Here is a 20,896-nt window from a genome sequence, read left to right as displayed (position 1 = left end):
AGAATTCAGCCGAAAATTGTTACGCTTTTGCTCAGTTGTCCCTTCAAAGCTCGGCTGACATCCGCCGATTCAAGAGGCAGCTTCATCAAAAGGCTGCCATCAACATCGAAAAGGTGAACTTCGTTCTCTTCAAAACGTGCGCCACCCAACGAGTCATAGCTGCGTCGCAACACTGTCTGAGGGCGTCCGTCTTCGTTTTTCTGCAAGACACGCACTTCGCGGCGGATGGGGTCGAAATAGGCATCCGGGCGCTGATCAAGAACCTCAATCGTCAGCAAACTGACACCAACGATCAAAAACAGCATGGACGCTACCATCTTGATCGGCCAGACATCAGCGCCAACGATCGAACCAGGCATGAGCCACATGGAAAACGCCGAAAAGATCAGGAACGCCCCGATCATCCGCGCCAGAATCAAACGGGCCTTCCAGTTCGGCGCGAAGGCAATCATTACCGGCACCGAATGCTCAAAGCGCGAGCCGGCCGCCTCTTCCCGGTATGTGTTTGTGTTTGTCGCGGTCATAACATTTCACCCTTTATCAGGTTACTGTCGAATTTCAGTTGGGTCCGGGTAACATCCGGTATGCAAAACAACTTTGAGCCGAAAAGCGTCAGCATTTGGGCGGCCCAAAGGAAATTGGGCGGCGTCTCAAAGGCATGTGTGGCGGGGCTTGCCCCTGCGGTGCAAACGTGTATATGAGGCCATCCTTCGCAATCAGATGAATCGCGCAGCCTCTCGTGGCAGGGTCGCGAAGGACTGGATGGCCCCGCCTTTGAAATGCGCCTTGATATAAACAGGAGTGCACATGCCACTATATGAGCATGTAATGATCGCGCGTCAGGATCTGTCCAACGCGCAGGCGGAAAGCCTTGTCGAACATTTTGGCACCGTTCTGGCTGACAACGGCGGCAAGCTGGTTGATAGCGAGTACTGGGGCGTCAAGACGATGGCCTACAAGATCAACAAGAACCGCAAAGGCCACTATGCCTTTCTGAGAACTGATTCCCCTTCGGGTGCGGTTCAGGAAATGGAACGCTTGATGCGCCTGCATGACGATGTCATGCGCGTTCTGACCATCAAGGTCGATGGCCATGAAGATGGCCCATCGGTTCAGATGCAGAAGCGTGACGAACGTGGCGACCGCCGCGAACGCCGTTGATCAACGCCTGAGAAAAGGACACTAAACCATGGCCGCAAAACCATTTTTCCGCCGCCGCAAGGTCTGCCCGTTCTCGGGCGAGAACGCGCCGAAGATCGACTACAAAGACACCCGTCTGCTGCAGCGCTACATCTCTGAGCGCGGCAAGATCGTTCCTTCGCGTATCACCGCCGTCTCGGCGAAAAAGCAGCGTGAACTGGCCCGTGCTATCAAGCGCGCCCGCTTCCTCGCCCTGCTGCCCTACGCCGTGAAGTAAGGAGAGACTGACATGCAAGTTATCCTTCTGGAACGCGTTGCGAAACTGGGTCAGATGGGCGACGTCGTTGACGTCAAGTCCGGATATGCCCGTAACTTCCTGCTGCCCCAGGGCAAAGCGCTGAGCGCATCGAACGCCAACATCGCTTCGTTCGAAGCCCAGAAAGCTCAGCTGGAAGCCCGCAACCTGGAAACCAAGAAAGAAGCTGAAGATCTGGCTGAAAAGCTGGACGGACAGCAGTTCATCGTGATTCGCTCTGCATCGGATGCCGGCGCTCTCTACGGTTCGGTCACCCCGCGTGACGCCGCAGACGCTGCAACCGAAGCAGGGTTCACCGTCGACAAGAAACAGGTCATCCTGATCGCTCCGATCAAGGATCTGGGTCTGCACTCGGTCGCAGTCAAACTGCACCCCGAGGTCGAAGTTGAGATCAAGATGAACGTCGCCCGTTCGGAAGAGGAAGCTGAACTGCAAGCTTCAGGCAAATCGATCCAGGAATTGGCTGCTGAAGAAGAAGCTGCTGCTGAGTTCGAGATCGCTGAACTGTTCGACGATATTGGCTCGGCCGCGTCGGAAGACGACGATCTGGCTTCGGAAGCAGCTCCTGCTGAAGAAGACGAAGCCAAAGCCTGATCCAGTCTTGCTTTGAACATAACGAAGGCCGCGCTTTTGCGCGGCCTTTTTTGTTTTTCATGCGCTTCCAAGCCCAACCAGCAAAATTTAGCCCAAGTCCATCCGCAATCTTGCAGCCAAACCTTCAAGCCATATCATGACCACCCGAAGTCCGGAGATTCATAATGCCCCTGTTCCCCCGTCGTAATTTCTTGGCACTCTTACTAACAGCACCGCTGGTCGCTTGCGGTGCGGGAGAGGTCTCCAAGGCGGACACAACACAGTTCAATCCGCCGCTTTATCCGAACGAAACGCCTGAATTGCGTGCGTCGATCAATAAATGGGCGGACCATTATGAGCTCCCGCGTGAGCTTGTTCACAAGCTGGCTATTCGCGAAAGCACGCATCGCCCCTGGGCCGTTAACCGCCCCTATTACGGTCTGCTTCAGATCCTTCCTGCCACCGCGCGCTCGATGGGATACGTCGGAAACGCCGAAGGCCTGCTGAATGCGGACACCAACCTTGAATTTGCCGGGAAATATCTGCGAGGCGCCTGGTTACTGTCCGACGGCGATCAGCAAAGGGCGATTTTTCTATACGCAAAAGGTTTTTACCCCGAGGCCAAAGCACGTGGAATGTTGGTGGAAACCGGGCTCAGGCCCGCCAACTGACGGTCCTTAGCGTCAGAGTTCGTGTGAAATTAGCACTTTTAGCTGAATAGTGACAAAAATGTTCTATTGAATGTCTCAATATTCCGAATTGCTCAGACAATTTGTGCCTCGCCTTGTCATGTTTAGGAAAGTGTGATGTTCTGGCTCGGTGAGGTAAACGGGTTCCACTCTGTGAAATACGCATGCTCGAAGACACCATCGGGCGGCAAGATGGGCCACAGCTGGTAGGCACCACATGGAAATTGTCGATCTGAGCACTCTGCCGGATTCAGAAGTTCGCTACACCGAATTTCTAAGGCAAATCTGTGAGAAGCATGAAATGGATCATGCTGCTTATGCTGGAATGAATCCTGCCGCTGGAACCGTAGCTGGCTTTGTAACTTACGACGACGCCTGGACGGAACATTACCAAAATCAGGGTCTGATCATGATCGACCCGACCATCCACATGGCTCGACGCAGTATTGCACCAGTGGATTGGAGCCGACTTGAACGCAGCCCCGATTTTCAACGTGTATTCCGGGATGCTCATGATTTCGGACTGCCGAACCAGGGCGTAACAATTCCAGTACGCGGTCCCTACGGTGATATCGGCCTGTTAAGTGCAACGCGCAGCTGCAGCAAAGAGGAATGGCGTAAGTTATATACGCACGTCATTAGTGACTTGCAGTCTATGGCCGTACACATCCATGACAATGTCGTTTCTTCCGATGAATTAACCAGCGCGCTCTATCATCCGACGCTTTCAAGGCGTGAGACGGAAATCCTTCAATGGGTTGCAGCAGGGAAATCCCAACAGGATATCGGCGATATTTTGTCTATTTCGCACCGAACCGTCGAAGTACACTTGCGTTCCAGCCGGGAAAAGCTTAGTGCGCTGACCACCCCCCAAGCCGTGGGTCGGGCGATAGCAATTGGGCTTATTACCCCAAGCTAAACAAAAAAAACGCAAAATTTCGCCAAAATACGGGAAACCCCCAATAGAAAATTCCCCCGAGACCGGTAACGTCTAACTTACCGAACAACCACTCGAAGGGGGAAGAAATGATCATCGTGGTAGATGGCCTGAACAGACATTTGTTCAGCGAAGTTCTTGACGAAATGTTCGAGTTAAGAGCACGTGTTTTTGGCGGACGTCTCGGATGGGATGTTAACATTGAGGACGGAAAAGAGATCGACGAGTTCGATCATCTGGACCCGGCATATGTAATCGGACTCGACGATGAGGGGAATGTCGTCGCAGCCGTGCGTGCCTTACAGACCACCGGACCTCACATGTTGTCGGATGTGTTCTCGGCAATTCTTTGTGGCGAAGCACCACTTCGCAGCGCAACAATGTGGGAATCGACCCGCTTCTGCGTCGACACACAGCGCCTCACTCGCGGCAAAGAAAAGAATTCGGTCTCTTACGCGACCTGCGAATTGATGATCGGCTCTTTGGAATATGCCAAAAATGCAGGTATTCAGGATATTATAACCGTGATCGATCCGGTTATGGATCGGGTCTTGAAACGATCGAATTGCGCCCCATATGACTATGTCGGCAAAACTGTCCCCATGGGTAAAGTTCATGCGCTGGCCGCTCTGTTGGACTGCACCGAAGAACGCATCTCGGGACTGCGTGACTTTGCTAGCATACACAACGATGTCTTTCTCGATGATGAGGAAGCTCTGGCACTGTTTGCAGCTAAGAAAGCAGCAGCCAAGAGCCCGGCAAACCAGGATCACAAACCACTTACCGATCTTGAGAAATACTTTGTGGAACAGATGAGCGCCGCAAAAACCGAAGCTGAACGGCAGGACGTTCTTAAGCTGATCGAAGCGCTCACGAATACGTTCACACCGGAGCAGAAGAACGCTCTGTTAGAAACCCCCCGTGCTTTTGCTCATGAGGCCTGACCCCCTCACCTCATAGATACAAAAGCCACCCATGCGGAGCCGTCTGATTGCAGGCGGCTCCGTTTTTTTTGCCCCTCTTCACGAAGAGAGAGAAGGAAGAGGATTATTCCTCTTCCAGTGCCTCAACGGCTTTCTGCAGGTCGTCCTTGCTGACTTCTTTGTCAGCGACCTGAGCCAGCTCGACCACGTAGTCGACAACCTTGTCTTCAAAGATCGGCGCACGCAGTTGCTGCTGCATCTGAGCATTCTGTTGAACAAACTCGAAGAACTGGCGTTCCTGACCAGGGTACTGACGCGCCTGGGTCATGATCGCCTGAGTCATTTCGGCATCGGTCACCTCGACTTCGGCCTTCTGACCCAGCTCAGCCAGCAGTAGGCCCAGACGCACGCGGCGCTCGGCCAGCTTGTTGTGCTCCTCGGTGGGCTCGATCGGATCGTGATCGTGGCCTTCAACCTCGGGGTTTTCCTCGTGCCACAGCTGATGCGCGATCTGCTTGGCTTCTGCCTCAACCAGCGACGGCGGCAAGTCGAACGAAACTTTCTCGTCCAGTGCATCCAGCAGGGCACGCTTCATGACAGCGCGCGAAGCACCTGCGTATTCAGCTTCCAGACGCTCGGCAATCTGACCTTTCAGTGCGGCCAGATCCTCGGCACCGAATTTTGTGGCCAGCTCATCATTGACCTCGGCGGCAACAGGTTCCTTCACCTCTTTGATGGTGCAGGTGAAGACAGCGTCTTTACCTGCAAGATGCTCGGCACCGTATTCTTCGGGGAAGGTGACATTGACGTCTTTTTCTTCTTCGGCCTTCGCGCCGACCAGCTGCTCTTCAAAACCCGGGATGAAGCTGTTCGAGCCCAGAACCAGCGGGTAATCCTCTGCAGAACCACCTTCGAACTCTTCACCGTCAACTTTGCCGACGAAATCGAACACAATCTGGTCGCCGTCCTTGGCTTTGGAACCCTTGCGGCGCGCTTTGAAATCCTGTGCAGTTTCGGCCAGGTTGTTCAGCGCTTCTTCAACGGCTGCATCGTCGGCTTTGACAATCAGTTTTTCCAGCTCGACTGATTTCAGGTCAACGTCCGGGATCGCTGGCAGCGCCTCATAGGACATGGCGACTTCGACGTCATCGCCTTCTTTCCAGTCCTCGTTGGTCATCTTGACCTCGGGCTGCAGCGCAGGACGATCACCGCTGTCTTCGAAATGCTTGTTCATGGCCCCGTCGATGGTTTCCTGCATCGCCTCACCCATAAGACGCTGGCCAAACTGCTTTTTCAGCAGCGCCATCGGCACTTTGCCCTTGCGGAAACCCTTCATCTCAACTTCGGGCTGTGCTTCGGTCAGCTTTTCGTTAACCTTGTCGTCCAGCTCGGCTGCGGTCACTACGATGTTGTAGCCGCGTTTCAGACCTTCGTTCAGCGTCTCTGTAACCTGCATTATGGTAGTCCCCATAGGATTCGGGGCGCGCAAAAAGGGCGCGCCGGGCAAATTTGACGCCTTCTATTTGCCCAGCCGCCCACGTGCAAGGGGCAAAGGCCGAATCCACCGGTATTTGATCACCTAAACCGCAAAAAACGCCCCGGATACCGGGGCGTTTCTATCTGGTCAGTTTTAAGAAATCAGAACTTCCAACGGGCACCCAGAACCCAGGCCTCGTTGTTGTCGAATGATGTTCCGTCGTCGAAATCGTGGTTGCGATACTTCAGGTAAACATCCGTATTGATCGCCTCGACTTTCTGAACCACTGCGATACCCCACGCTTTGGTGTCAGAACCGTTGTTCTCGAAATCCGAGCCGTCATAATAGTCGATCCCGACACCGGTCTTGCCCCAGGACACCCAATTGCCCTCGTACGAGATCTTGCCGTACCAATAGTTCGGATCCGTGGCACCGGCCTGATCATCGTCGCGCGTACCGCCTGCAACCGTAAAGCCCAAACCACTGGGAAGCAGAACCGAGGCCGAACCGATGGTGTCCTTGCGGTCGCCCGAATTGTCATCGCGCTCGCGCACCGAATACGCGACGGATGCCGCAAATTCCACGCCACCCGCCAAGGTATTTTCGTAGAAAACGCCAACATCGTAATAGTCGTCATCGTCGCTGCTGGACAGGATGTTTTGGCCATAGGCAAACCCGGCCGAAAACCCGTTAAAGGTCGGCGTGTCATAGCGTACCCGCCCACGGCGCGAACCATCAAAGTTGCTGGAGCTGTCGCCGATGGTGATGCCGCTCAGAACCCCGTTCGTGCCGCGGTAAAAAAAGCCCGAGTTTTCGTCATTGGTAAACGAATACAGTGCAGTTCCGACATAAGACAGGTCGGTTTCCGCAGCGCCATCGGCCACCATGCTGCCCTGACCCGCCGAGAATTTACCGTAATTGCCTTTCAGGGCGAAATCCACGTGACGGATATCTTCACGGGTCCAGCCACTGAAATTTGTGCCGTTCTGGTTCCACTCAGACGAGTTCGGTAGCCCAAGCGCAGACTCAAATCGGAAGGTGAACTCGTTCTGTCCGAAGGGCTGCAACAGACGCAGACCGACGCGGCTGTTCGACAGATCGTTGTCAAGGACGCGTGTCTCGGTATCTTGCCCATCGTCGACCGAAATCAGGGCCGGGTTCAGCTGCCCATACAGCAACACATAGCCGCCTGTGTTGTTTTCATATTTCAGCTCTGCAACGGCAGGCATAGCGGTTGTCGCAGTCAGAACAGCGGCTACTGATATGGTTTTAATATTAGGTGTCATTTCACTCACCATGAAAGGTTCGGGTTTCAGGTACTGCCCAATTGTTCACTGAATGCGAGCGTTCCAGAGGCCCGTACTCAGTTCCGCGCTAGCATTGCAAATCCGCAACAGAAACCAGGGCGTTTGCGAGAGAATAATTATATATTCCAAATATTTATGAGTTTCGTTGCAAATCTTCCGTCAAGTGCGCAAAGGAATTGTGCGCCTCAGGCTATGCGTCTGGCAAACACTCGGTATGCATTGACGCGTGCCTTGACGGCGGATTTTCGCTGATTCACAGCAAATTGAGCCGTTCCATGCTCAACATACTCAAATATTCATCTTTCTAAACACTTTCGGCAACTGTTCCGGAAGGTCCTCGGCGATCAAACCCGGCCCAAATTGGAGCGCGCATTCCACATGCAGCCACGCCGCCGCCTCAGCGGCTTGCATCGGCTGGAACCCGCGCGCCAGCAGACCAGTGATAAAACCTGCGAGCACATCCCCCGCACCGGCTGTCGCCAGCCAAGGCGCAGACCGGTCATAGTTGGCCGAGCTTACCGAACACCTGCCGTCAGGGGCAGCAACCACCGTGTCCGAGCCTTTGAACAGGATCACGCACCCTGCTCGTATCGCCGCCTCTCGTGTGGCGTCCACTTTGGAATAGGCAGGGCCTCTTGCGGGCTCGGCATTCAACTTCTCAGCAATATCCGGGAACAGTCGGGCAAACTCGCCTCCATGTGGGGTAAGCACACAATTTTCGTGCACCTGCTCAAACAAGGTGCCGGGATCTCCGGAAAAGGCTGACAATGCATCCGCATCCAATACTGTCGCCCGCCGCGCTGCCAAAGCCGCAGGCACAAGCGTCTGCGCCCGCTCCAACCCAAGAGCAGGCCCCAGACAGAGAGCGTTGACGCGCATGTCAGCAAGGACATCGTCCAAGCCATCCTTTCCCTCGACAAGCTGCAACATGAGAGCAGTGATCTGACTGGCCACTTCCATCTGTGCTGACGGTGGCACACCCAGCGTCACCAACCCTGCCCCAATTCGCAGCGCCCCTCGCGCTGCCAATCGCGCGGCACCAGTTTTGCCAGCAGTTCCGGAAAGGATCAAAGCGTGGCCATAAGAATATTTGTGCTGATCCGCCCGTTTTCCATGAAAGCCTCTTCGCTGAAGTGCGGTGATCAACTGGACTACCGCAGGTGCAGCATTAGTCTTCAATCCAATGTCCGCGACGACAATTTTTTTCGACAGTCCAGGACCTCCGCCATAGTGACCTTCGCCCATTAAGTAATGCCCAAGCTTTGGACTGTGGAACGAAACCGTCAGGTCAGTCGGAAAGGCTCCAAAGTTCGCGCCGGAATCGCAGCAAAGACCGCTGGGGCAATCTACAGCAACGTATTTTGGTCGCCGTTCACTTGGAGGTGTATGCGTAACGGTCGGTACAAAGCCGTGCCAGGCGCGATCAGTATCGTCCGGCATCGATCGTGTGATACCCGTTCCAAACAATGCATCGACTACAAGGTCGTGTTCCTTTTCCTCCAGAACATCCTCAACTGCGTCATCATCCCATTCACGAACACCACCCAGAGCACACCATCTCCCATAGTTTACCCGCGCATCCGGCGGCAGCCTCTCAGAATCACCATACAGAAAAACCTGCACCTCCCAGCCCAGTTCCTTCAACAGCCGTGCCACGACAAACCCGTCGCCGCCATTATTCCCCGGCCCGGACAGCACTACAGCACGCAGCGGATCCCGTTCATCTGGCTCCAAATATCTCGGGGGTGCGGGGGCTGGCCCCCGCTTCAATTCAGGCCACTCTTCGAAAATCGCCTCGACAACGCCCTTCCCGGCCCGTTCCATCAGTTCCAGCCCGGTAACTTCTCCAGACTCGATAGCGGCCCGCTCAATGGCCCGCATCTGCGCCGCCGTCAGCAATTCCATCCTCTCACCCCTTGCTCGATTCATTTTTGGTTACTTTTTGTGCAAATCGCTCAAATAATAGCACACTGCCGTTTTTCAAAGCATCCCGACCCGTACGATATCGCAATCACATTGCCGCACGATCTTAGACGTGATCACTGCCCCTGAGACAACCATTCAAGGTGAGCCGGGATGAAAAAGATCGAAGCGATCATCAAGCCGTTCAAACTGGACGAAGTGAAAGAGGCGTTGCAGGACGTGGGTGTCCAGGGCCTCAGCGTCATCGAGGTCAAGGGCTTCGGTCGCCAAAAAGGCCATACCGAACTGTATCGCGGCGCCGAATATGTCGTCGACTTCCTACCTAAGGTGAAGGTCGAGGTCGTGCTGGATGACGATCAGGTCGACGCCGCTATCGAGGCCATCGTCTCGGCTGCCAAGACCGACAAGATCGGCGATGGCAAGATCTTCGTCTCGCCCGTTGACCAAGCCATCCGCATTCGGACCGGTGAGACCGGCTCGGACGCACTCTAACTCACAAGAATACTGACACATCTATCAGAAGGACCAAGGGAATGAGCGTAGACGCAGTTCTCAATACAATCCGCGAAGAAGACGTCGCGTATGTCGACATCCGGTTCACTGACGTGCGCGGCAAACTGCAGCACGTGACAGTGGACGTCGACCTAGTTGACGAAGACTTCCTGGAAGAAGGCTTCATGTTTGACGGCTCGTCCATCGCGGGCTGGAAGTCGATCGAAAACTCGGACATGAAACTGATCGCCGACACCACCTCGGCCTATATTGATCCGTTCTACGCGGAAAAAACACTGTGCCTGCACTGCTCGATCGTTGAGCCTGACACCGGCGAAGCCTACAGCCGCGACCCGCGCGGCACCGCTCAGAAGGCAGAAGCCTACCTGAAATCCAGCGGTATCGGCGATGTGGCCTATATGGGCCCCGAGGCTGAGTTCTTCTTGTTCGACGACGTTCGTTTTTCGAACAGTATCAACAAGGTATCATTCGAAGTTGATGCCACTGATGCTTCATGGAACACCGACACCGAATACGAAATGGGCAACATGGGCCACCGCCCCGGCGTCAAGGGCGGCTACTTCCCGGTGAACCCGATCGACGAAGCTCAGGACCTGCGCTCGGAAATGCTTTCGACCATGAAGCGTCTGGGCATGAAGGTCGACAAGCACCACCACGAGGTGGCGTCCTGCCAGCACGAACTGGGGCTGATTTTCGACAGTCTGACCAAACAGGCCGACGAACTGCAGAAGTACAAGTACATCATCCACAACGTGGCGCACGCCTATGGCAAGTCGGCCACTTTCATGCCGAAGCCGATTGCAGGTGACAACGGCACCGGCATGCACGTGAACATGTCGATCTGGAAAGACGGCAAGCCGCTGTTCGCTGGCGACAAATATGCCGACCTGTCAGACGAAGCGCTGTATTTCATCGGCGGCATCCTGAAGCATGCGAAGACTCTGAACGCCTTCACCAATCCGGCGACCAACAGCTACAAGCGTTTGATCCCCGGTTTCGAAGCCCCCGTTCTGCGTGCTTATTCGGCACGTAACCGTTCGGGTTGTGTCCGTATTCCTTGGACCGAAAGCCCGAAAGCCAAACGCGTCGAAGCCCGCTTCCCCGATCCTGCTGCGAACCCCTACCTTGCATTTGCCGCGCTGCTGATGGCCGGCCTGGACGGCATCAAGAACAAGATCGATCCGGGCGAAGCCATGGACAAAAACCTGTACGATCTGCCGGCCGAAGAACTGGCCGACATCCCGACCGTCTGCGGCAGCTTGCGCGAAGCTCTGGAAGCTCTGGCATCGGATCACGACTTCCTGCTGCAGGGCGATGTGTTTACCAAAGACCAGATCGACGGCTACATCGCGCTGAAGATGGAAGAAGTCGAAACCTACGAGCACACGCCGCACCCGGTTGAGTACGGCATGTATTACAGCTGCTAAGCTGCATACAGAAACGATTTGCAGGGGCGTCCATTTGGGCGCCCTTGTCATTACTTTGCACAAGACTTTGCACAAGGTTTGACGCGCCGCCATTGATCCAACAGACTTGTTGCGGACACTCTCGGTCGGAGATAGCCGAATGCCTCATAGTACTTCACCTTTTTCAAAATACTCAAACATCGTAACTTCCGAACAGGAACTGAGACAGATTTCCGGTCATCCTCTGCCTCAGATCATTGCCAAGGAATTGACCTCACTCGATCAGATGTGTCGCGACTTCATAGCAACCTCACCATTTTGCCTGATCGCCTCGGCCAATCCGGAAGGGTACCTGGATATTTCACCCCGCGGCGACCCGCCTGGCTTTGTTCAGACGCTGTCTGATACCCTGATCGCGATCCCGGATCGGCCGGGCAATAAACGTGTGGACACGTTCCACAATGTTCTGAAGGACCCGCGCGTCAGTGTAATTTTCTTTGTTCCTGGCAAGATGGAAACGCTCCGCATTCGCGGCACGGCCCGCATCTGTGCCGACCCCCAATTGTTGGAAAGCATGGCCATAGACGGGCACGCGCCCAAACTGGCGCTGCTGATCCATGTCGAGACCGTTTTTGCACACTGTCCGAAATGCGTGATCCGCGCGCATCTGTGGCAACCCAAAGACTGGCCGGATTCGACCAATCTGCCAAACATGAACGCAATGATGGTGAAGCACGCGCGCATCAAGGCTACTCCCGAAGAATGGTTCGAAACGCTCAAGGAAAAGGGTGAGTTGGACCTTTACTAACCGCTTTGCCGGAACCGGAGCCCACGTTAGGCTTTGACCAGATTTCAACTCGATCGGATTACGCCCATGTTTCGCCTTGCCGCTTTACTTGCCCTTTCCCTGACTTCGCCTGTTCTGGCTGCACCCTGCGGGAACACCAGCACAGGGTTTGAATCGTGGAAGGCAGATTTTGCCAAACAGGCACGCAAGGCCGGGGTCAAAAAGAAAGGACTGCAAGCGCTGTCCCAGACACAGTACGCGACGCGCACCATTTCGGCGGATCGCAATCAGAAAAGCTTTAAATACTCTCTGGATAAATTCATGCGGGTCAGAGGAGCCGATACCATCATCGCGCAAGGGCGCAAACGCAAAGCCCGTAACCCGCAATTCTATGCAGCTCTGGAACAGCAATACGGCGTTCCGACCGGTGTCCTGATCGCCATTCACGGCATGGAAACGGGCTTTGGAAACTTCATGGGAGACAGTCAGGTTGTTTCCGCAATCACAACACTGGCCTATGATTGTCGCCGGTCCGAGTTCTTCATCCCTCACGCAATTGGGGCACTGAAGTTGGTTGACATGGGCAGTATTACGATGGCGACAAAAGGGGCAAAACATGGCGAACTGGGCCACACGCAGTTCCTGCCGGGCAATGCCCTTACCTATGGGGTCGATGCTACTGGCGACCGGCGAGTGGATTTTTACAACATGACGGATGCATTGGCCTCGACTGCGAATTTTCTACGTCAAAAAGGGTGGAAACCAGGGCGCGGCTATCAGCCGGGGGAACCGAATTTCAGGGTCTTGCAGCAATGGAACGCGGCCTCTGTCTACCAGCAATCCATTGCCATCATGGCCGCCCGAATCGACCAGTAGCCTCGCCGCACCGGCAACACGCGCTACACTTGGTTTCGCCACATTCCCGCCACAGTGACAAACAAAAGCCTTTAGTTACTTGGTTTCCAAAGCGTAATCAATCTCGGGGAAATTTCACCTTTTTGCATTTTTCGCCAAATTCTCCCCCAGAATGGTTGTTAGAGTGTTTACCGAACAAAACGCAGAAAAGGACAGGGCAGTGGCTCGGAAGCACAGCTACCATGGCGGCCTGCAGTTTGACGGCGACGCAACTGGCGCGATAGAGCGTTTCGGTACAATCGTGGCCACGACGCTTGAAGACTACGGTCATCTGGTCGAACGCAAGGCCCTGCTCAGCACCACTGAGGCCAGCATCGTCTCAAGCCAGTATCTGGTTCGGATGACGTTGGACACAGGCACATCCGAACAGGAAGACCGATACGAGCGTATGGATCGCGCCGCGGGATTAAAAACAACAACAAGACCCCGCGTATCGCATCCGCAAAACAGATTGGTTCTGTCGATCACGCCCGTTTCGCAGATCCTGGATGACGCCGAGATTTCCGAACTGATGCTGGTGGTCATTCTGTATCGCATGGTCGACATCTGTTCGACCCGCCGGGTCGAATGGTTGTCACCGCGTACGGTTCTGACGGTCGAGCAATTCATGAGTGCCTTTGACACTCTGACACCCAGCAGGGCAACACAGGGCAGAAAGCAGATTTTTCAGTCTCTGACCGGGCAATTCGCAGGGGTGAAAGTGCCTGAACAGAATGACAATATCGGTGCTCTTGATACTCCTGCTGCACGCCCGATTCAGCTGACGGATGAACAATTGCTCAGCATCGCCTTCCGAAGCGAGGAAGCTGATCCATCCGACCAAAATGCGTCGGAATCCCCAAATGCGGAGGATGATGAAAAGCCAAGCGACGTCCTGCGCCTAAGCAGTTGGTGTATGACCGGTGTGTTGGCCAGTGTTTCCACGCCGATTGCCCTGTCAATGGCCGCAGTCAACCTGATCAGGGGCGAAGACTTCCGTCTCAACACACAGGTGCTTGTGTTCACTTTCGCTATTGTCGCGCTTAACGCCAGCAACGCGTTCGCAGATGTTGCCAACGCTTTGGGCATGTAACCAAATTACCGAAGACCCTCCTAGGAGACCCCGCCGTCAGGCGGGGTTTTCCGTTTCTGGGATAGTATCTGCGGCCAGAACATAGGTGTGGATCGAGAACACGACCGCGCTTGTTTCGGGCAGGCGCAACAACGTTTGCCGCTCGCTGCGCAGGTAAGAGGCTTGACGCCGGTCCCGGATTTTGCGGGGCTCACTGGCGCTGCGTGGCTGAAAAAGTTCCGGGTCTTGATACCAAAGCGCGTTGAAGCGCCAAAGCGGGCGACCGGGTTGAATGCCGTCAAACAGTCTTTGCACCCGCTTCGCGAGATTGGGGTCATAGCTGTCGACGGGTACGTGAATATCGATCAACGGTCGCAGGAATTTTTCAGATAAACGCCAACTGGCCGGAAAACACAGGATTGCACCCGTCAATACATGTTCATCGCCCTGTTTCTGCAGAATGCAAAAATCCTCCTGTACCAGCCTGCACAGCGTATCAAGTGGCCGATCCCGGTCGATCCTTACCGATACGCCATCGGGTCGAACAATGTCTTCCCCGGCCAGTGGGTAGGTTTGTGTCAGAACCAAGTCCAGCAATTCCGTCGCAGCGGGTTCAGCCTGAGGATCAAGCATCAGAACGTCATCACGGCGCTCGGTCAACACCTCTTCGCGACACTGCATCTGGCCTGCAAAAGCCTCGTCCTGATGCAGCCAGTTATCCATTGTCGTCGGTTGTATCCCCGGCAAAGCACGCGGGTTGCCGACGTCATAAGGAATTTTGTCTTGCAGAATACGCATCATACCAGCGGCTTAGCATGCACGGCGTTATTTGTCGGTCGAAAACGACAACATCGCCGTCGCATTTTTCTCAGACGGCTGTATTCGCCGCATAAAAGGTAGCTAAACAAGCATGAGGCCAGTCATGAACCAGCATTACCGAGACTCTCGCAAGATTGACCCCAGTCGAGGCGCGACATTGGGCGATGGCACGCCGAACGATAATGACCGAATCGAGATTGGGCCGACGCAGTTGGCTTTTGACGAATGGGCCGCCGCCGGGCTTGAGCTCCCCAATCTGGCACGGATGCGGGAATATCGCTGGAAGCGGCTGACGCAGGCCATTGTGGAGCGCGGTTATGGCGGTTTGCTGATTTTCGACCCGCTGAACATCCGATACGCAACCGACAGTACCAACATGCAGTTGTGGAACACTCATAACCCGTTCCGCGCAGTGTTGCTGTGCGCTGATGGCTATATGGTAATCTGGGATTACAAAAACTCGCCCTTCCTCAGCACCTTCAACCCGCTGGTGCGAGAACAGCGCTCGGGCGCCGACCTGTTCTATTTCGACCGGGGCGACAAGGTCGATGTTGCTGCGGATGTATTCTCGAACGAAGTGCGGGTGTTGATTGAAGAGCATGGTGGTGGCAACACGCGTCTGGCCGTCGACAAGATCATGCTGCACGGATTGCGCGCGCTTGAAGCGCAGGGGTTCGAAATCATGGAAGGCGAAGAGCTGACGGAGAAAACCCGCGTTATCAAAGGACCTGATGAGATTCTCGCCATGCGCTGTGCCAGCCACGCCTGCGAGACGGCAGTTGCTAAAATGGAAAACTTCGCGCGCGCCAATGTGGGTGATGGAAAGACGTCTGAAGATGATATCTGGGCTGTTCTGCACGCCGAGAACATCAAGCGCGGCGGAGAGTGGATCGAAACGCGCCTTCTGGCGTCGGGCCAGCGGACCAACCCGTGGTTTCAGGAATGCGGTCCAAGGATTACTGAGCAGAACGAGATTATTTCATTCGACACCGACCTGATCGGATCTTACGGAATTTGTGTCGACATTTCGCGCAGTTGGTGGATAGGTGATCAAAAGCCGCGCGAGGACATGCTCTATGCCATGCGGCATGCGCATGAGCACATCATGACCAATATGGAGATGCTCAAGCCCGGTGTAATGATCCCCGAACTTACGGCCAATACTCACAAGCTGGACGACAAGTTTCAGGCGCAGAAATACGGCTGCCTGATGCACGGGGTTGGTCTGTGCGATGAATGGCCTCTGGTCGCGTATCCGGACCAGGCCGTAGAAGGCGCTTACGACTATCCGCTGGAACCCGGCATGGTTTTGTGTGTCGAGGCCTGTGTGGGCGAAGTTGGAGGCGATTTCAGCATCAAGCTGGAGGATCAGGTTCTCATCACCGAAGACGGGCATGAAAACCTGACAAAATATCCTTTCGATGCCCGGTTGATGGGGCTTGAGTGAGGCACAGGCTTCACTCTGGCCAATACGACCTGCGAACGTTACCGTGCCAGTCTTCGGCAGATGGGCGTATCTGATCCTGTATCCCGCCGTAATGTGTGGGCCAGGATTGCCCCAAGGCAAAGCCGAGGAGCCCAGCCAGAACAATTGCCAGAGCTGAACGTGGGAGTATCCTGGGAAGTTGGAGGGCAATTTCTGCATGTGACATCTTCGTCTCCTGTATCATTAGCTACGATTCGAAGATGGGCACTGCGCTTGCATAAGTAAAACGAATGTTTGTTTATAGTCTAATCACAATTATTGATTTATTTCCAATCAGCAGTGAAACTGGTGGCCAGATCTGCCAGACACCTGGCGCATCCGTCGGACTACAAAGCACTCGCAAGGTTCTCACCTTCACGTGACGCGTTTTACAAAAGGGTTGTGACGCGGCGGGCTTACACACAGTATTGGGGATGTTCCCCCGAACCACTCAAGGAGCCGACATGCCCACGGAACGCATCACTTTTGCCGGACATGACGGCAGCCAATTGGCGGCACGGCTGGATTTGCCCGACGGCCCGGTTCTGGCGACTGCCGTGTTTGCCCATTGCTTTACCTGTTCCAAGGACATACCGGCAGCCCGACGCATTTCTGCCCGCTTGGCGGCCATGGGGATTGCTGTGCTGCGGTTCGACTTTACCGGCCTGGGTCATTCCGAAGGAGAGTTCGCCAATACAACCTTCACTTCGAATGTCGAGGATCTGATCTCAGCCGCGCAGTATCTGGCAGGGCGCAGCATGGCCCCTGCCCTGTTGATCGGCCACTCGCTTGGCGGCGCGGCGGTATTGCGGGCGCGGGCTGGTATTCCAACGGTTAAAGCGGTCGTCACCTTGGGCGCACCATCAGACCCCAGCCACGTATCGCATCACTTCGAAAACGCCCTGCCCCAGATTGAACAGGACGGCAGTGCCGAGGTCACTTTGGGCGGACGCCCGTTCCGAATTGGTAGAGCCTTTGTGGATGACATCGCCCAATCGGCCCTGTCAGCCTCGATTGCTGACCTCAAGGCCGCTTTGCTGATCCTTCACGCCCCTCGGGATGAAACTGTCAGTATCCACAACGCAAGCACGATCTTTCTGGCCGCAAAGCATCCCAAAAGCTTTGTCACCCTCGACGATGCCGATCACCTGATCACGCGGGCTTCTGATGCCGAATACGCGGCTGATGTCATCTCGGCATGGGTGTCGCGCTATGTGAAACTGTGCCCACCCGCACCACCACCTGGTGCGCCGGAAGGTGTTGTACGCGTGACCGAAGCGGATTCGGCGGGTTTCATGCAGGATATTCAAGCAGGCCCGCACCATCATGCCGTTGCGGATGAACCGGTCTCATATGGCGGCACAGATAAGGGTATGTCACCTTATGGGTTTGTCTCATCCGGTCTGGGTGCCTGCACGTCTATGACAATACGGATGTATGCGCGCCGCAAACGCTGGCCACTGACCAGCGTCAGCGTCGATGTTTGCCATGACAAGGTGCATGCTCAGGATGCCGGGCTTGCGAATGAAGGCAAAGTCGATCAATTCCGTCGCAAAATCCGGCTGAACGGCCCACTGGATCAGGAACAGAAAAAGCGACTGTTAGAGATTGCGGACAAATGCCCGGTTCACCGGACACTCGAAGGTTCTGCACGTATCACAACAGAGCTTCTGCCATAAAAAAAGACCGCCTGACAGGCGGTCTTTCGATCGTCAACGTCGCGGCGCAGGTCGGTGGATCGGCGGTCGGGCTGCAGGCGGACGGGCAACCGGGGGTCGCGGCCGCGCAGGAGGTTTTCCAACCGGTGGATTCGGGCGCTCGGGGCGCACTGGCCGATCAGGTCGGTTCGGTCGGTTCGGTCGGTTGACATCAACATCTACATCCACGTCGTGGTAATAATCGTTCCAGAGCATCGAGTCATAAAACGGGTCGTAGCCATACCCATACCCTACCCCTACCGAGACGCCGTCACAGGCTGACAGTGTAAAAGTCGCGGCCCCCAACCCCAGCACGAGGGAAATCCGCTTGATCTGTCTAAGGCTCATCGCACCCTCCCTCACTGAAGTGACCGGAACGACGCGAATACGGCGTTCAGATCTTCTGCATAGTCCGGATTTGCCCCGTCGCGCAGAATAGCAACGGCAATCGCAACACGGCCTCGGGGCAAATCAATGACGGTGGCCGTAAAGCTCACCCCTTTGCCATCCCGGCGTCCGGTTCCCCGGAAAACACGGGCCGGCAATCCTCCGATACGGGTGTCGCTGGTGCTGGCGATAGTCGGGTCCGCGACCAGAAACTTGTCGATATCTTGCAGATACCGGATACCGTCCTTAATGGTCGCTACCCCTGCCGGAGAGACAAAGCCCATCCAAACCGTGTCATCAGTTACTGGACGCAGCCCCATGACCCGTGCGACTGCGCGCGGATCTTGCGACTCGGTATCTTCGATCTCACGCGGGCCGCCGGTGCGCAGCAGCCAGAAATCGGGTACGTCAAAACGAAACAGCGCGCGCCCATCTTCGGTGTATGTCACCGGGGTGTCCGCCAGTGCAGAATGTGCCGCGCCCAGCCAGACAGCGGCGCAAGCAGCAAGTATTGGACCTGATAAAAAACGCATATCTTAATAACCTGATAATTCCTTCACCCGCAGCTTGAACCGTGAGTACGCGCCTTGTCCAGCACTGCGTTGCAAAGACCGAAAAATAGGCGTTCTCATTTCTGAGAAGTTCAAGCATGTCAATTGACTATAGCCGGTGTTTTAAGCAGCGTCGCCAAAGGTTCACCAGATGTTTATTGGGCATAGACCCCATCGGTATGGCCGCCCGCATCATCAACGAAGCGGACCGTGTCACCATTCTGCAAAACGTCGTAGCAAGCCCACAGATCAGAGGGTGGCCAAGTAGAACAATATTGATCTTGCTGGACAGCCCAGCGCCCCGCGCTTGGTCTGCCCGAGAAATACTGTGTGATCATGCTGGCATCAAAAGTCTGCCAGGCCCCTCCGCCGTATTCCAGTTTCTTGCCGGTCAACGCGGCAAGGATCCCCTCGCCGGATAGTTTCTGGAAGCCGTCTGCGGTTAAAATTCCCGGCCAAAGGGCGAAAATCAGGGCAAACCGTCTCATACCTGCTCTCACATCTTGTTCCCTCGCGCACACGGGGCTAAACCCCGCGCCAACGCCTCATCCCAATCACAAAAAGGTGCTGCCGCCAATGATTCCCCGTTATTCCCGCCCCGAGATGGTCGCCATCTGGTCGCCTCAGACCAAGTTCCGCATCTGGTACGAGATCGAGGCGCATGCCTGCGACGCCATGGCCGATCTGGGCGTGATCCCGCGCGAGAATGCGGAAGCTGTGTGGAAGGCCAAAGACGTGGAATTCGACGTAGCACGCATTGACGAGATTGAGGCTGTGACCAAGCACGACGTCATCGCCTTCCTAACCCATCTGGCAGAACATGTAGGCAGCGAAGAGGCACGGTTTGTGCATCAAGGCATGACCAGCTCGGACGTGCTGGATACTTGTTTCAACGTGCAACTGACGCGCGCTGCCGACCTTTTGGTCGCCGATCTCGAAGATCTTCTGGCCGCGCTCAAGCGCCGCGCGACTGAACACAAGGACACTGTTCGCATCGGCCGCAGCCACGGCATCCACGCCGAGCCCACCACCATGGGCCTGACCTTCGCGCGGTTCTACGCCGAGATGGACCGCAACCTGTCGCGGATGCGCGACGCAAGGGCTGAAATCGCAACCGGTGCGATCAGCGGCGCGGTCGGTACATTTGCCAATATCGACCCACGCGTCGAGGAACACGTCTGCGACCAGCTGGGCCTGGTGCCCGAACCTATCAGCACCCAAGTTATCCCGCGCGACCGCCACGCGGCGTTCTTCGCCACGCTGGGCGTCATCGCCAGCAGCATCGAAAACATCGCCATCGAAATCCGCCACATGCAGCGGACAGAGGTACTTGAGGGAGCCGAGTTTTTCTCGATGGGTCAAAAAGGCTCCTCGGCGATGCCGCACAAGAAGAACCCGGTGCTGACGGAAAACCTGACTGGTCTGGCGCGTATGGTGCGCGCGGCCGTGATACCGGCGATGGAGAACGTTGCGCTGTGGCACGAGCGCGATATCTCGCATTCCTCGGTGGAACGCATGATCGGGCCGGATGCCACAATCACACTGGATTTTGCGCTTTCTCGACTGACAGGCGTGATCGACAAGATGTTGATCTTCCCCGATAACATGCTTGAGAACATGAACAAATTCCCCGGCCTTGTCATGAGCCAGCGCGTTCTTCTGGCGTTGACCCAGGCAGGTGTCAGCCGCGAGGACGCTTATGCCATGGTACAGCGCAATGCGCTGAAGGTCTGGGAACACCGTACCGATTTCAAGGAAGAGTTGTTGGCGGACGCCGATGTGACTGCCGCACTCAGCCCAGAAGAGATCGAAGAAAAGTTCGACCTCGGCTATCACACCAAGCATGTCGACACTATCTTTGCCCGGGTGTTCGGCGAATAATACTTCGAATTCAACATGGAGGCTTGGGTCCGTTCTGTCACAGGCAGAGCGGGCCCGGTTTTTTTGCCAGATCAGCAAAAATACGTTACTCTCATGGTGCATATTCCGTGAAAGGAAACACGATGACCCGAACCGTTCT

At 55.4% G+C, this 20,896-nt stretch carries 23 protein-coding genes; 14 read left to right on the top strand and 9 right to left on the bottom strand.

Annotated elements, in window-relative coordinates:
- Positions 1-5: 5 nt before the first annotated feature.
- Positions 6-524 carry a hypothetical protein gene (locus Q0816_RS03070; RefSeq protein WP_298847595.1) on the bottom strand — a complete coding sequence of 173 codons (519 nt, stop codon included), beginning with the start codon at positions 522-524 and terminating at the stop codon, positions 6-8.
- A gap of 283 nt (positions 525-807) precedes the next feature.
- On the opposite strand from Q0816_RS03070, the gene rpsF reads away from it, so the two are divergent.
- The 6 genes from rpsF to Q0816_RS03040 all read left to right on the top strand — a co-directional run bounded on the left by rpsF (position 808) and on the right by Q0816_RS03040 (position 4,599).
- On the top strand, positions 808-1,161 hold the full coding sequence (gene rpsF, locus Q0816_RS03065) for a 30S ribosomal protein S6 (RefSeq protein WP_298847593.1): 354 nt from the start codon (positions 808-810) through the stop codon (positions 1,159-1,161).
- 28 nt (positions 1,162-1,189) lie between these two features.
- Positions 1,190-1,417 carry a 30S ribosomal protein S18 gene (rpsR, locus tag Q0816_RS03060; RefSeq protein WP_005608650.1) on the top strand — a complete coding sequence of 76 codons (228 nt, stop codon included), beginning with the start codon at positions 1,190-1,192 and terminating at the stop codon, positions 1,415-1,417.
- Positions 1,418-1,429: 12 nt separating this feature from the next.
- On the top strand, positions 1,430-2,050 hold the full coding sequence (rplI, locus tag Q0816_RS03055) for a 50S ribosomal protein L9 (RefSeq protein WP_298847591.1): 621 nt from the start codon (positions 1,430-1,432) through the stop codon (positions 2,048-2,050).
- Between the two features lie 164 nt (positions 2,051-2,214).
- Complete coding sequence (locus tag Q0816_RS03050) at positions 2,215-2,700, top strand: transglycosylase SLT domain-containing protein (RefSeq protein ID WP_298847589.1); 486 nt, start codon at positions 2,215-2,217, stop codon at positions 2,698-2,700.
- Between the two features lie 235 nt (positions 2,701-2,935).
- A complete protein-coding gene (locus Q0816_RS03045; RefSeq protein WP_298847587.1) occupies positions 2,936-3,637 on the top strand; it encodes a LuxR family transcriptional regulator in 702 nt (233 codons plus the stop codon).
- A 107-nt stretch (positions 3,638-3,744) separates the two neighbouring features.
- Positions 3,745-4,599 (top strand): acyl-homoserine-lactone synthase, encoded by an 855-nt coding sequence (locus tag Q0816_RS03040; protein WP_298847586.1) that lies wholly within the window; start codon positions 3,745-3,747, stop codon positions 4,597-4,599.
- Between the two features lie 103 nt (positions 4,600-4,702).
- Here Q0816_RS03040 and tig read toward each other — a convergent pair whose 3' ends face one another.
- The 3 genes from tig to Q0816_RS03025 all read right to left on the bottom strand — a co-directional run bounded on the left by tig (position 4,703) and on the right by Q0816_RS03025 (position 9,267).
- The gene (gene tig, locus Q0816_RS03035; protein ID WP_298847584.1) at positions 4,703-6,034 is read right to left on the bottom strand and encodes a trigger factor; all 1,332 of its coding nucleotides are present in this window, start codon (positions 6,032-6,034) and stop codon (positions 4,703-4,705) included.
- A gap of 182 nt (positions 6,035-6,216) precedes the next feature.
- On the bottom strand, positions 6,217-7,341 hold the full coding sequence (locus Q0816_RS03030) for a porin (RefSeq protein WP_298847582.1): 1,125 nt from the start codon (positions 7,339-7,341) through the stop codon (positions 6,217-6,219).
- 309 nt (positions 7,342-7,650) lie between these two features.
- Complete coding sequence (locus tag Q0816_RS03025; RefSeq protein WP_298847581.1) at positions 7,651-9,267, bottom strand: NAD(P)H-hydrate dehydratase; 1,617 nt, start codon at positions 9,265-9,267, stop codon at positions 7,651-7,653.
- Positions 9,268-9,438: 171 nt separating this feature from the next.
- On the opposite strand from Q0816_RS03025, the gene Q0816_RS03020 reads away from it, so the two are divergent.
- The 5 genes from Q0816_RS03020 (at position 9,439) to Q0816_RS03000 (ending at position 13,978) form a co-directional block, all read left to right on the top strand.
- The gene (locus tag Q0816_RS03020) at positions 9,439-9,777 is read left to right on the top strand and encodes a P-II family nitrogen regulator (protein WP_170343910.1); all 339 of its coding nucleotides are present in this window, start codon (positions 9,439-9,441) and stop codon (positions 9,775-9,777) included.
- A 41-nt stretch (positions 9,778-9,818) separates the two neighbouring features.
- Complete coding sequence (gene glnA / locus Q0816_RS03015; protein ID WP_298847579.1) at positions 9,819-11,225, top strand: type I glutamate--ammonia ligase; 1,407 nt, start codon at positions 9,819-9,821, stop codon at positions 11,223-11,225.
- A 139-nt stretch (positions 11,226-11,364) separates the two neighbouring features.
- Positions 11,365-12,012 (top strand): MSMEG_1061 family FMN-dependent PPOX-type flavoprotein, encoded by a 648-nt coding sequence (locus Q0816_RS03010; protein ID WP_298847577.1) that lies wholly within the window; start codon positions 11,365-11,367, stop codon positions 12,010-12,012.
- 66 nt (positions 12,013-12,078) lie between these two features.
- Positions 12,079-12,867: a lytic transglycosylase domain-containing protein gene (locus tag Q0816_RS03005; protein ID WP_298847575.1), complete on the top strand. Its 789-nt coding sequence runs from the start codon at positions 12,079-12,081 to the stop codon at positions 12,865-12,867.
- A 199-nt stretch (positions 12,868-13,066) separates the two neighbouring features.
- Entirely contained in the window at positions 13,067-13,978 is a 912-nt protein-coding gene (locus tag Q0816_RS03000; RefSeq protein WP_298847573.1) for a hypothetical protein, read from the top strand.
- Positions 13,979-14,014: 36 nt separating this feature from the next.
- Here the strand turns inward: Q0816_RS03000 and Q0816_RS02995 are convergent, their stop codons facing one another.
- Positions 14,015-14,758: a DUF3445 domain-containing protein gene (locus Q0816_RS02995; protein ID WP_298847571.1), complete on the bottom strand. Its 744-nt coding sequence runs from the start codon at positions 14,756-14,758 to the stop codon at positions 14,015-14,017.
- A gap of 121 nt (positions 14,759-14,879) precedes the next feature.
- On the opposite strand from Q0816_RS02995, the gene dddP reads away from it, so the two are divergent.
- Positions 14,880-16,223, top strand: a complete 1,344-nt coding sequence (dddP, locus tag Q0816_RS02990; protein WP_298847569.1) for a dimethylsulfonioproprionate lyase DddP — start codon at positions 14,880-14,882, stop codon at positions 16,221-16,223.
- Between the two features lie 10 nt (positions 16,224-16,233).
- Here dddP and Q0816_RS02985 read toward each other — a convergent pair whose 3' ends face one another.
- Positions 16,234-16,428, bottom strand: a complete 195-nt coding sequence (locus Q0816_RS02985) for a hypothetical protein (RefSeq protein WP_298847568.1) — start codon at positions 16,426-16,428, stop codon at positions 16,234-16,236.
- A 277-nt stretch (positions 16,429-16,705) separates the two neighbouring features.
- Between Q0816_RS02985 and Q0816_RS02980 the strand changes: the two genes are divergently transcribed.
- Positions 16,706-17,920, top strand: coding sequence for a bifunctional alpha/beta hydrolase/OsmC family protein (locus tag Q0816_RS02980; RefSeq protein ID WP_298847567.1), 1,215 nt, complete (start codon positions 16,706-16,708; stop codon positions 17,918-17,920).
- Between the two features lie 33 nt (positions 17,921-17,953).
- Here the strand turns inward: Q0816_RS02980 and Q0816_RS02975 are convergent, their stop codons facing one another.
- From Q0816_RS02975 to Q0816_RS02965, 3 genes are all read right to left on the bottom strand, one after another.
- Positions 17,954-18,286 carry a hypothetical protein gene (locus Q0816_RS02975; RefSeq protein ID WP_298847565.1) on the bottom strand — a complete coding sequence of 111 codons (333 nt, stop codon included), beginning with the start codon at positions 18,284-18,286 and terminating at the stop codon, positions 17,954-17,956.
- An 11-nt stretch (positions 18,287-18,297) separates the two neighbouring features.
- Complete coding sequence (locus tag Q0816_RS02970) at positions 18,298-18,858, bottom strand: hypothetical protein (protein ID WP_298847563.1); 561 nt, start codon at positions 18,856-18,858, stop codon at positions 18,298-18,300.
- A 173-nt stretch (positions 18,859-19,031) separates the two neighbouring features.
- Entirely contained in the window at positions 19,032-19,364 is a 333-nt protein-coding gene (locus Q0816_RS02965; protein WP_298847561.1) for a hypothetical protein, read from the bottom strand.
- An 88-nt stretch (positions 19,365-19,452) separates the two neighbouring features.
- Here Q0816_RS02965 and purB point away from each other — a divergent pair, with 88 nt between their 5' ends.
- Positions 19,453-20,757, top strand: coding sequence for an adenylosuccinate lyase (gene purB / locus Q0816_RS02960; RefSeq protein WP_298847559.1), 1,305 nt, complete (start codon positions 19,453-19,455; stop codon positions 20,755-20,757).
- Positions 20,758-20,896: the final 139 nt, after the last annotated feature.

The organism is uncultured Ruegeria sp. (assembly GCF_947497005.1).
Taxonomy (GTDB): domain Bacteria; phylum Pseudomonadota; class Alphaproteobacteria; order Rhodobacterales; family Rhodobacteraceae; genus Ruegeria.
Note: the sequence above shows the minus strand (reverse complement) of the source record. Positions and strands in the feature narration are given on the sequence as shown.

Bases quoted from the DNA above. Each gene is read 5' to 3' on its own strand.
- Q0816_RS03050 (WP_298847589.1), top strand. From the start codon at position 2,215: ATGCCCCTGTTCCCCCGTCGTAATTTCTTGGCACTCTTACTAACAGCA.
- Q0816_RS02985 (WP_298847568.1), bottom strand. From the start codon at position 16,428: ATGTCACATGCAGAAATTGCCCTCCAACTTCCCAGGATACTCCCACGT.
- Q0816_RS02975 (WP_298847565.1), bottom strand. From the start codon at position 18,286: ATGAGCCTTAGACAGATCAAGCGGATTTCCCTCGTGCTGGGGTTGGGG.
- Q0816_RS03040 (WP_298847586.1), top strand. From the start codon at position 3,745: ATGATCATCGTGGTAGATGGCCTGAACAGACATTTGTTCAGCGAAGTT.
- Q0816_RS03025 (WP_298847581.1), bottom strand. From the start codon at position 9,267: ATGGAATTGCTGACGGCGGCGCAGATGCGGGCCATTGAGCGGGCCGCT.
- tig (WP_298847584.1), bottom strand. From the start codon at position 6,034: ATGCAGGTTACAGAGACGCTGAACGAAGGTCTGAAACGCGGCTACAAC.
- Q0816_RS03070 (WP_298847595.1), bottom strand. From the start codon at position 524: ATGACCGCGACAAACACAAACACATACCGGGAAGAGGCGGCCGGCTCG.
- Q0816_RS02995 (WP_298847571.1), bottom strand. From the start codon at position 14,758: ATGATGCGTATTCTGCAAGACAAAATTCCTTATGACGTCGGCAACCCG.
- purB (WP_298847559.1), top strand. From the start codon at position 19,453: ATGATTCCCCGTTATTCCCGCCCCGAGATGGTCGCCATCTGGTCGCCT.
- Q0816_RS02970 (WP_298847563.1), bottom strand. From the start codon at position 18,858: ATGCGTTTTTTATCAGGTCCAATACTTGCTGCTTGCGCCGCTGTCTGG.
- rpsF (WP_298847593.1), top strand. From the start codon at position 808: ATGCCACTATATGAGCATGTAATGATCGCGCGTCAGGATCTGTCCAAC.
- Q0816_RS03045 (WP_298847587.1), top strand. From the start codon at position 2,936: ATGGAAATTGTCGATCTGAGCACTCTGCCGGATTCAGAAGTTCGCTAC.
- Q0816_RS03020 (WP_170343910.1), top strand. From the start codon at position 9,439: ATGAAAAAGATCGAAGCGATCATCAAGCCGTTCAAACTGGACGAAGTG.
- glnA (WP_298847579.1), top strand. From the start codon at position 9,819: ATGAGCGTAGACGCAGTTCTCAATACAATCCGCGAAGAAGACGTCGCG.
- rplI (WP_298847591.1), top strand. From the start codon at position 1,430: ATGCAAGTTATCCTTCTGGAACGCGTTGCGAAACTGGGTCAGATGGGC.
- Q0816_RS03005 (WP_298847575.1), top strand. From the start codon at position 12,079: ATGTTTCGCCTTGCCGCTTTACTTGCCCTTTCCCTGACTTCGCCTGTT.
- dddP (WP_298847569.1), top strand. From the start codon at position 14,880: ATGAACCAGCATTACCGAGACTCTCGCAAGATTGACCCCAGTCGAGGC.
- Q0816_RS03010 (WP_298847577.1), top strand. From the start codon at position 11,365: ATGCCTCATAGTACTTCACCTTTTTCAAAATACTCAAACATCGTAACT.
- Q0816_RS03030 (WP_298847582.1), bottom strand. From the start codon at position 7,341: ATGACACCTAATATTAAAACCATATCAGTAGCCGCTGTTCTGACTGCG.
- Q0816_RS02965 (WP_298847561.1), bottom strand. From the start codon at position 19,364: ATGAGACGGTTTGCCCTGATTTTCGCCCTTTGGCCGGGAATTTTAACC.
- rpsR (WP_005608650.1), top strand. From the start codon at position 1,190: ATGGCCGCAAAACCATTTTTCCGCCGCCGCAAGGTCTGCCCGTTCTCG.
- Q0816_RS02980 (WP_298847567.1), top strand. From the start codon at position 16,706: ATGCCCACGGAACGCATCACTTTTGCCGGACATGACGGCAGCCAATTG.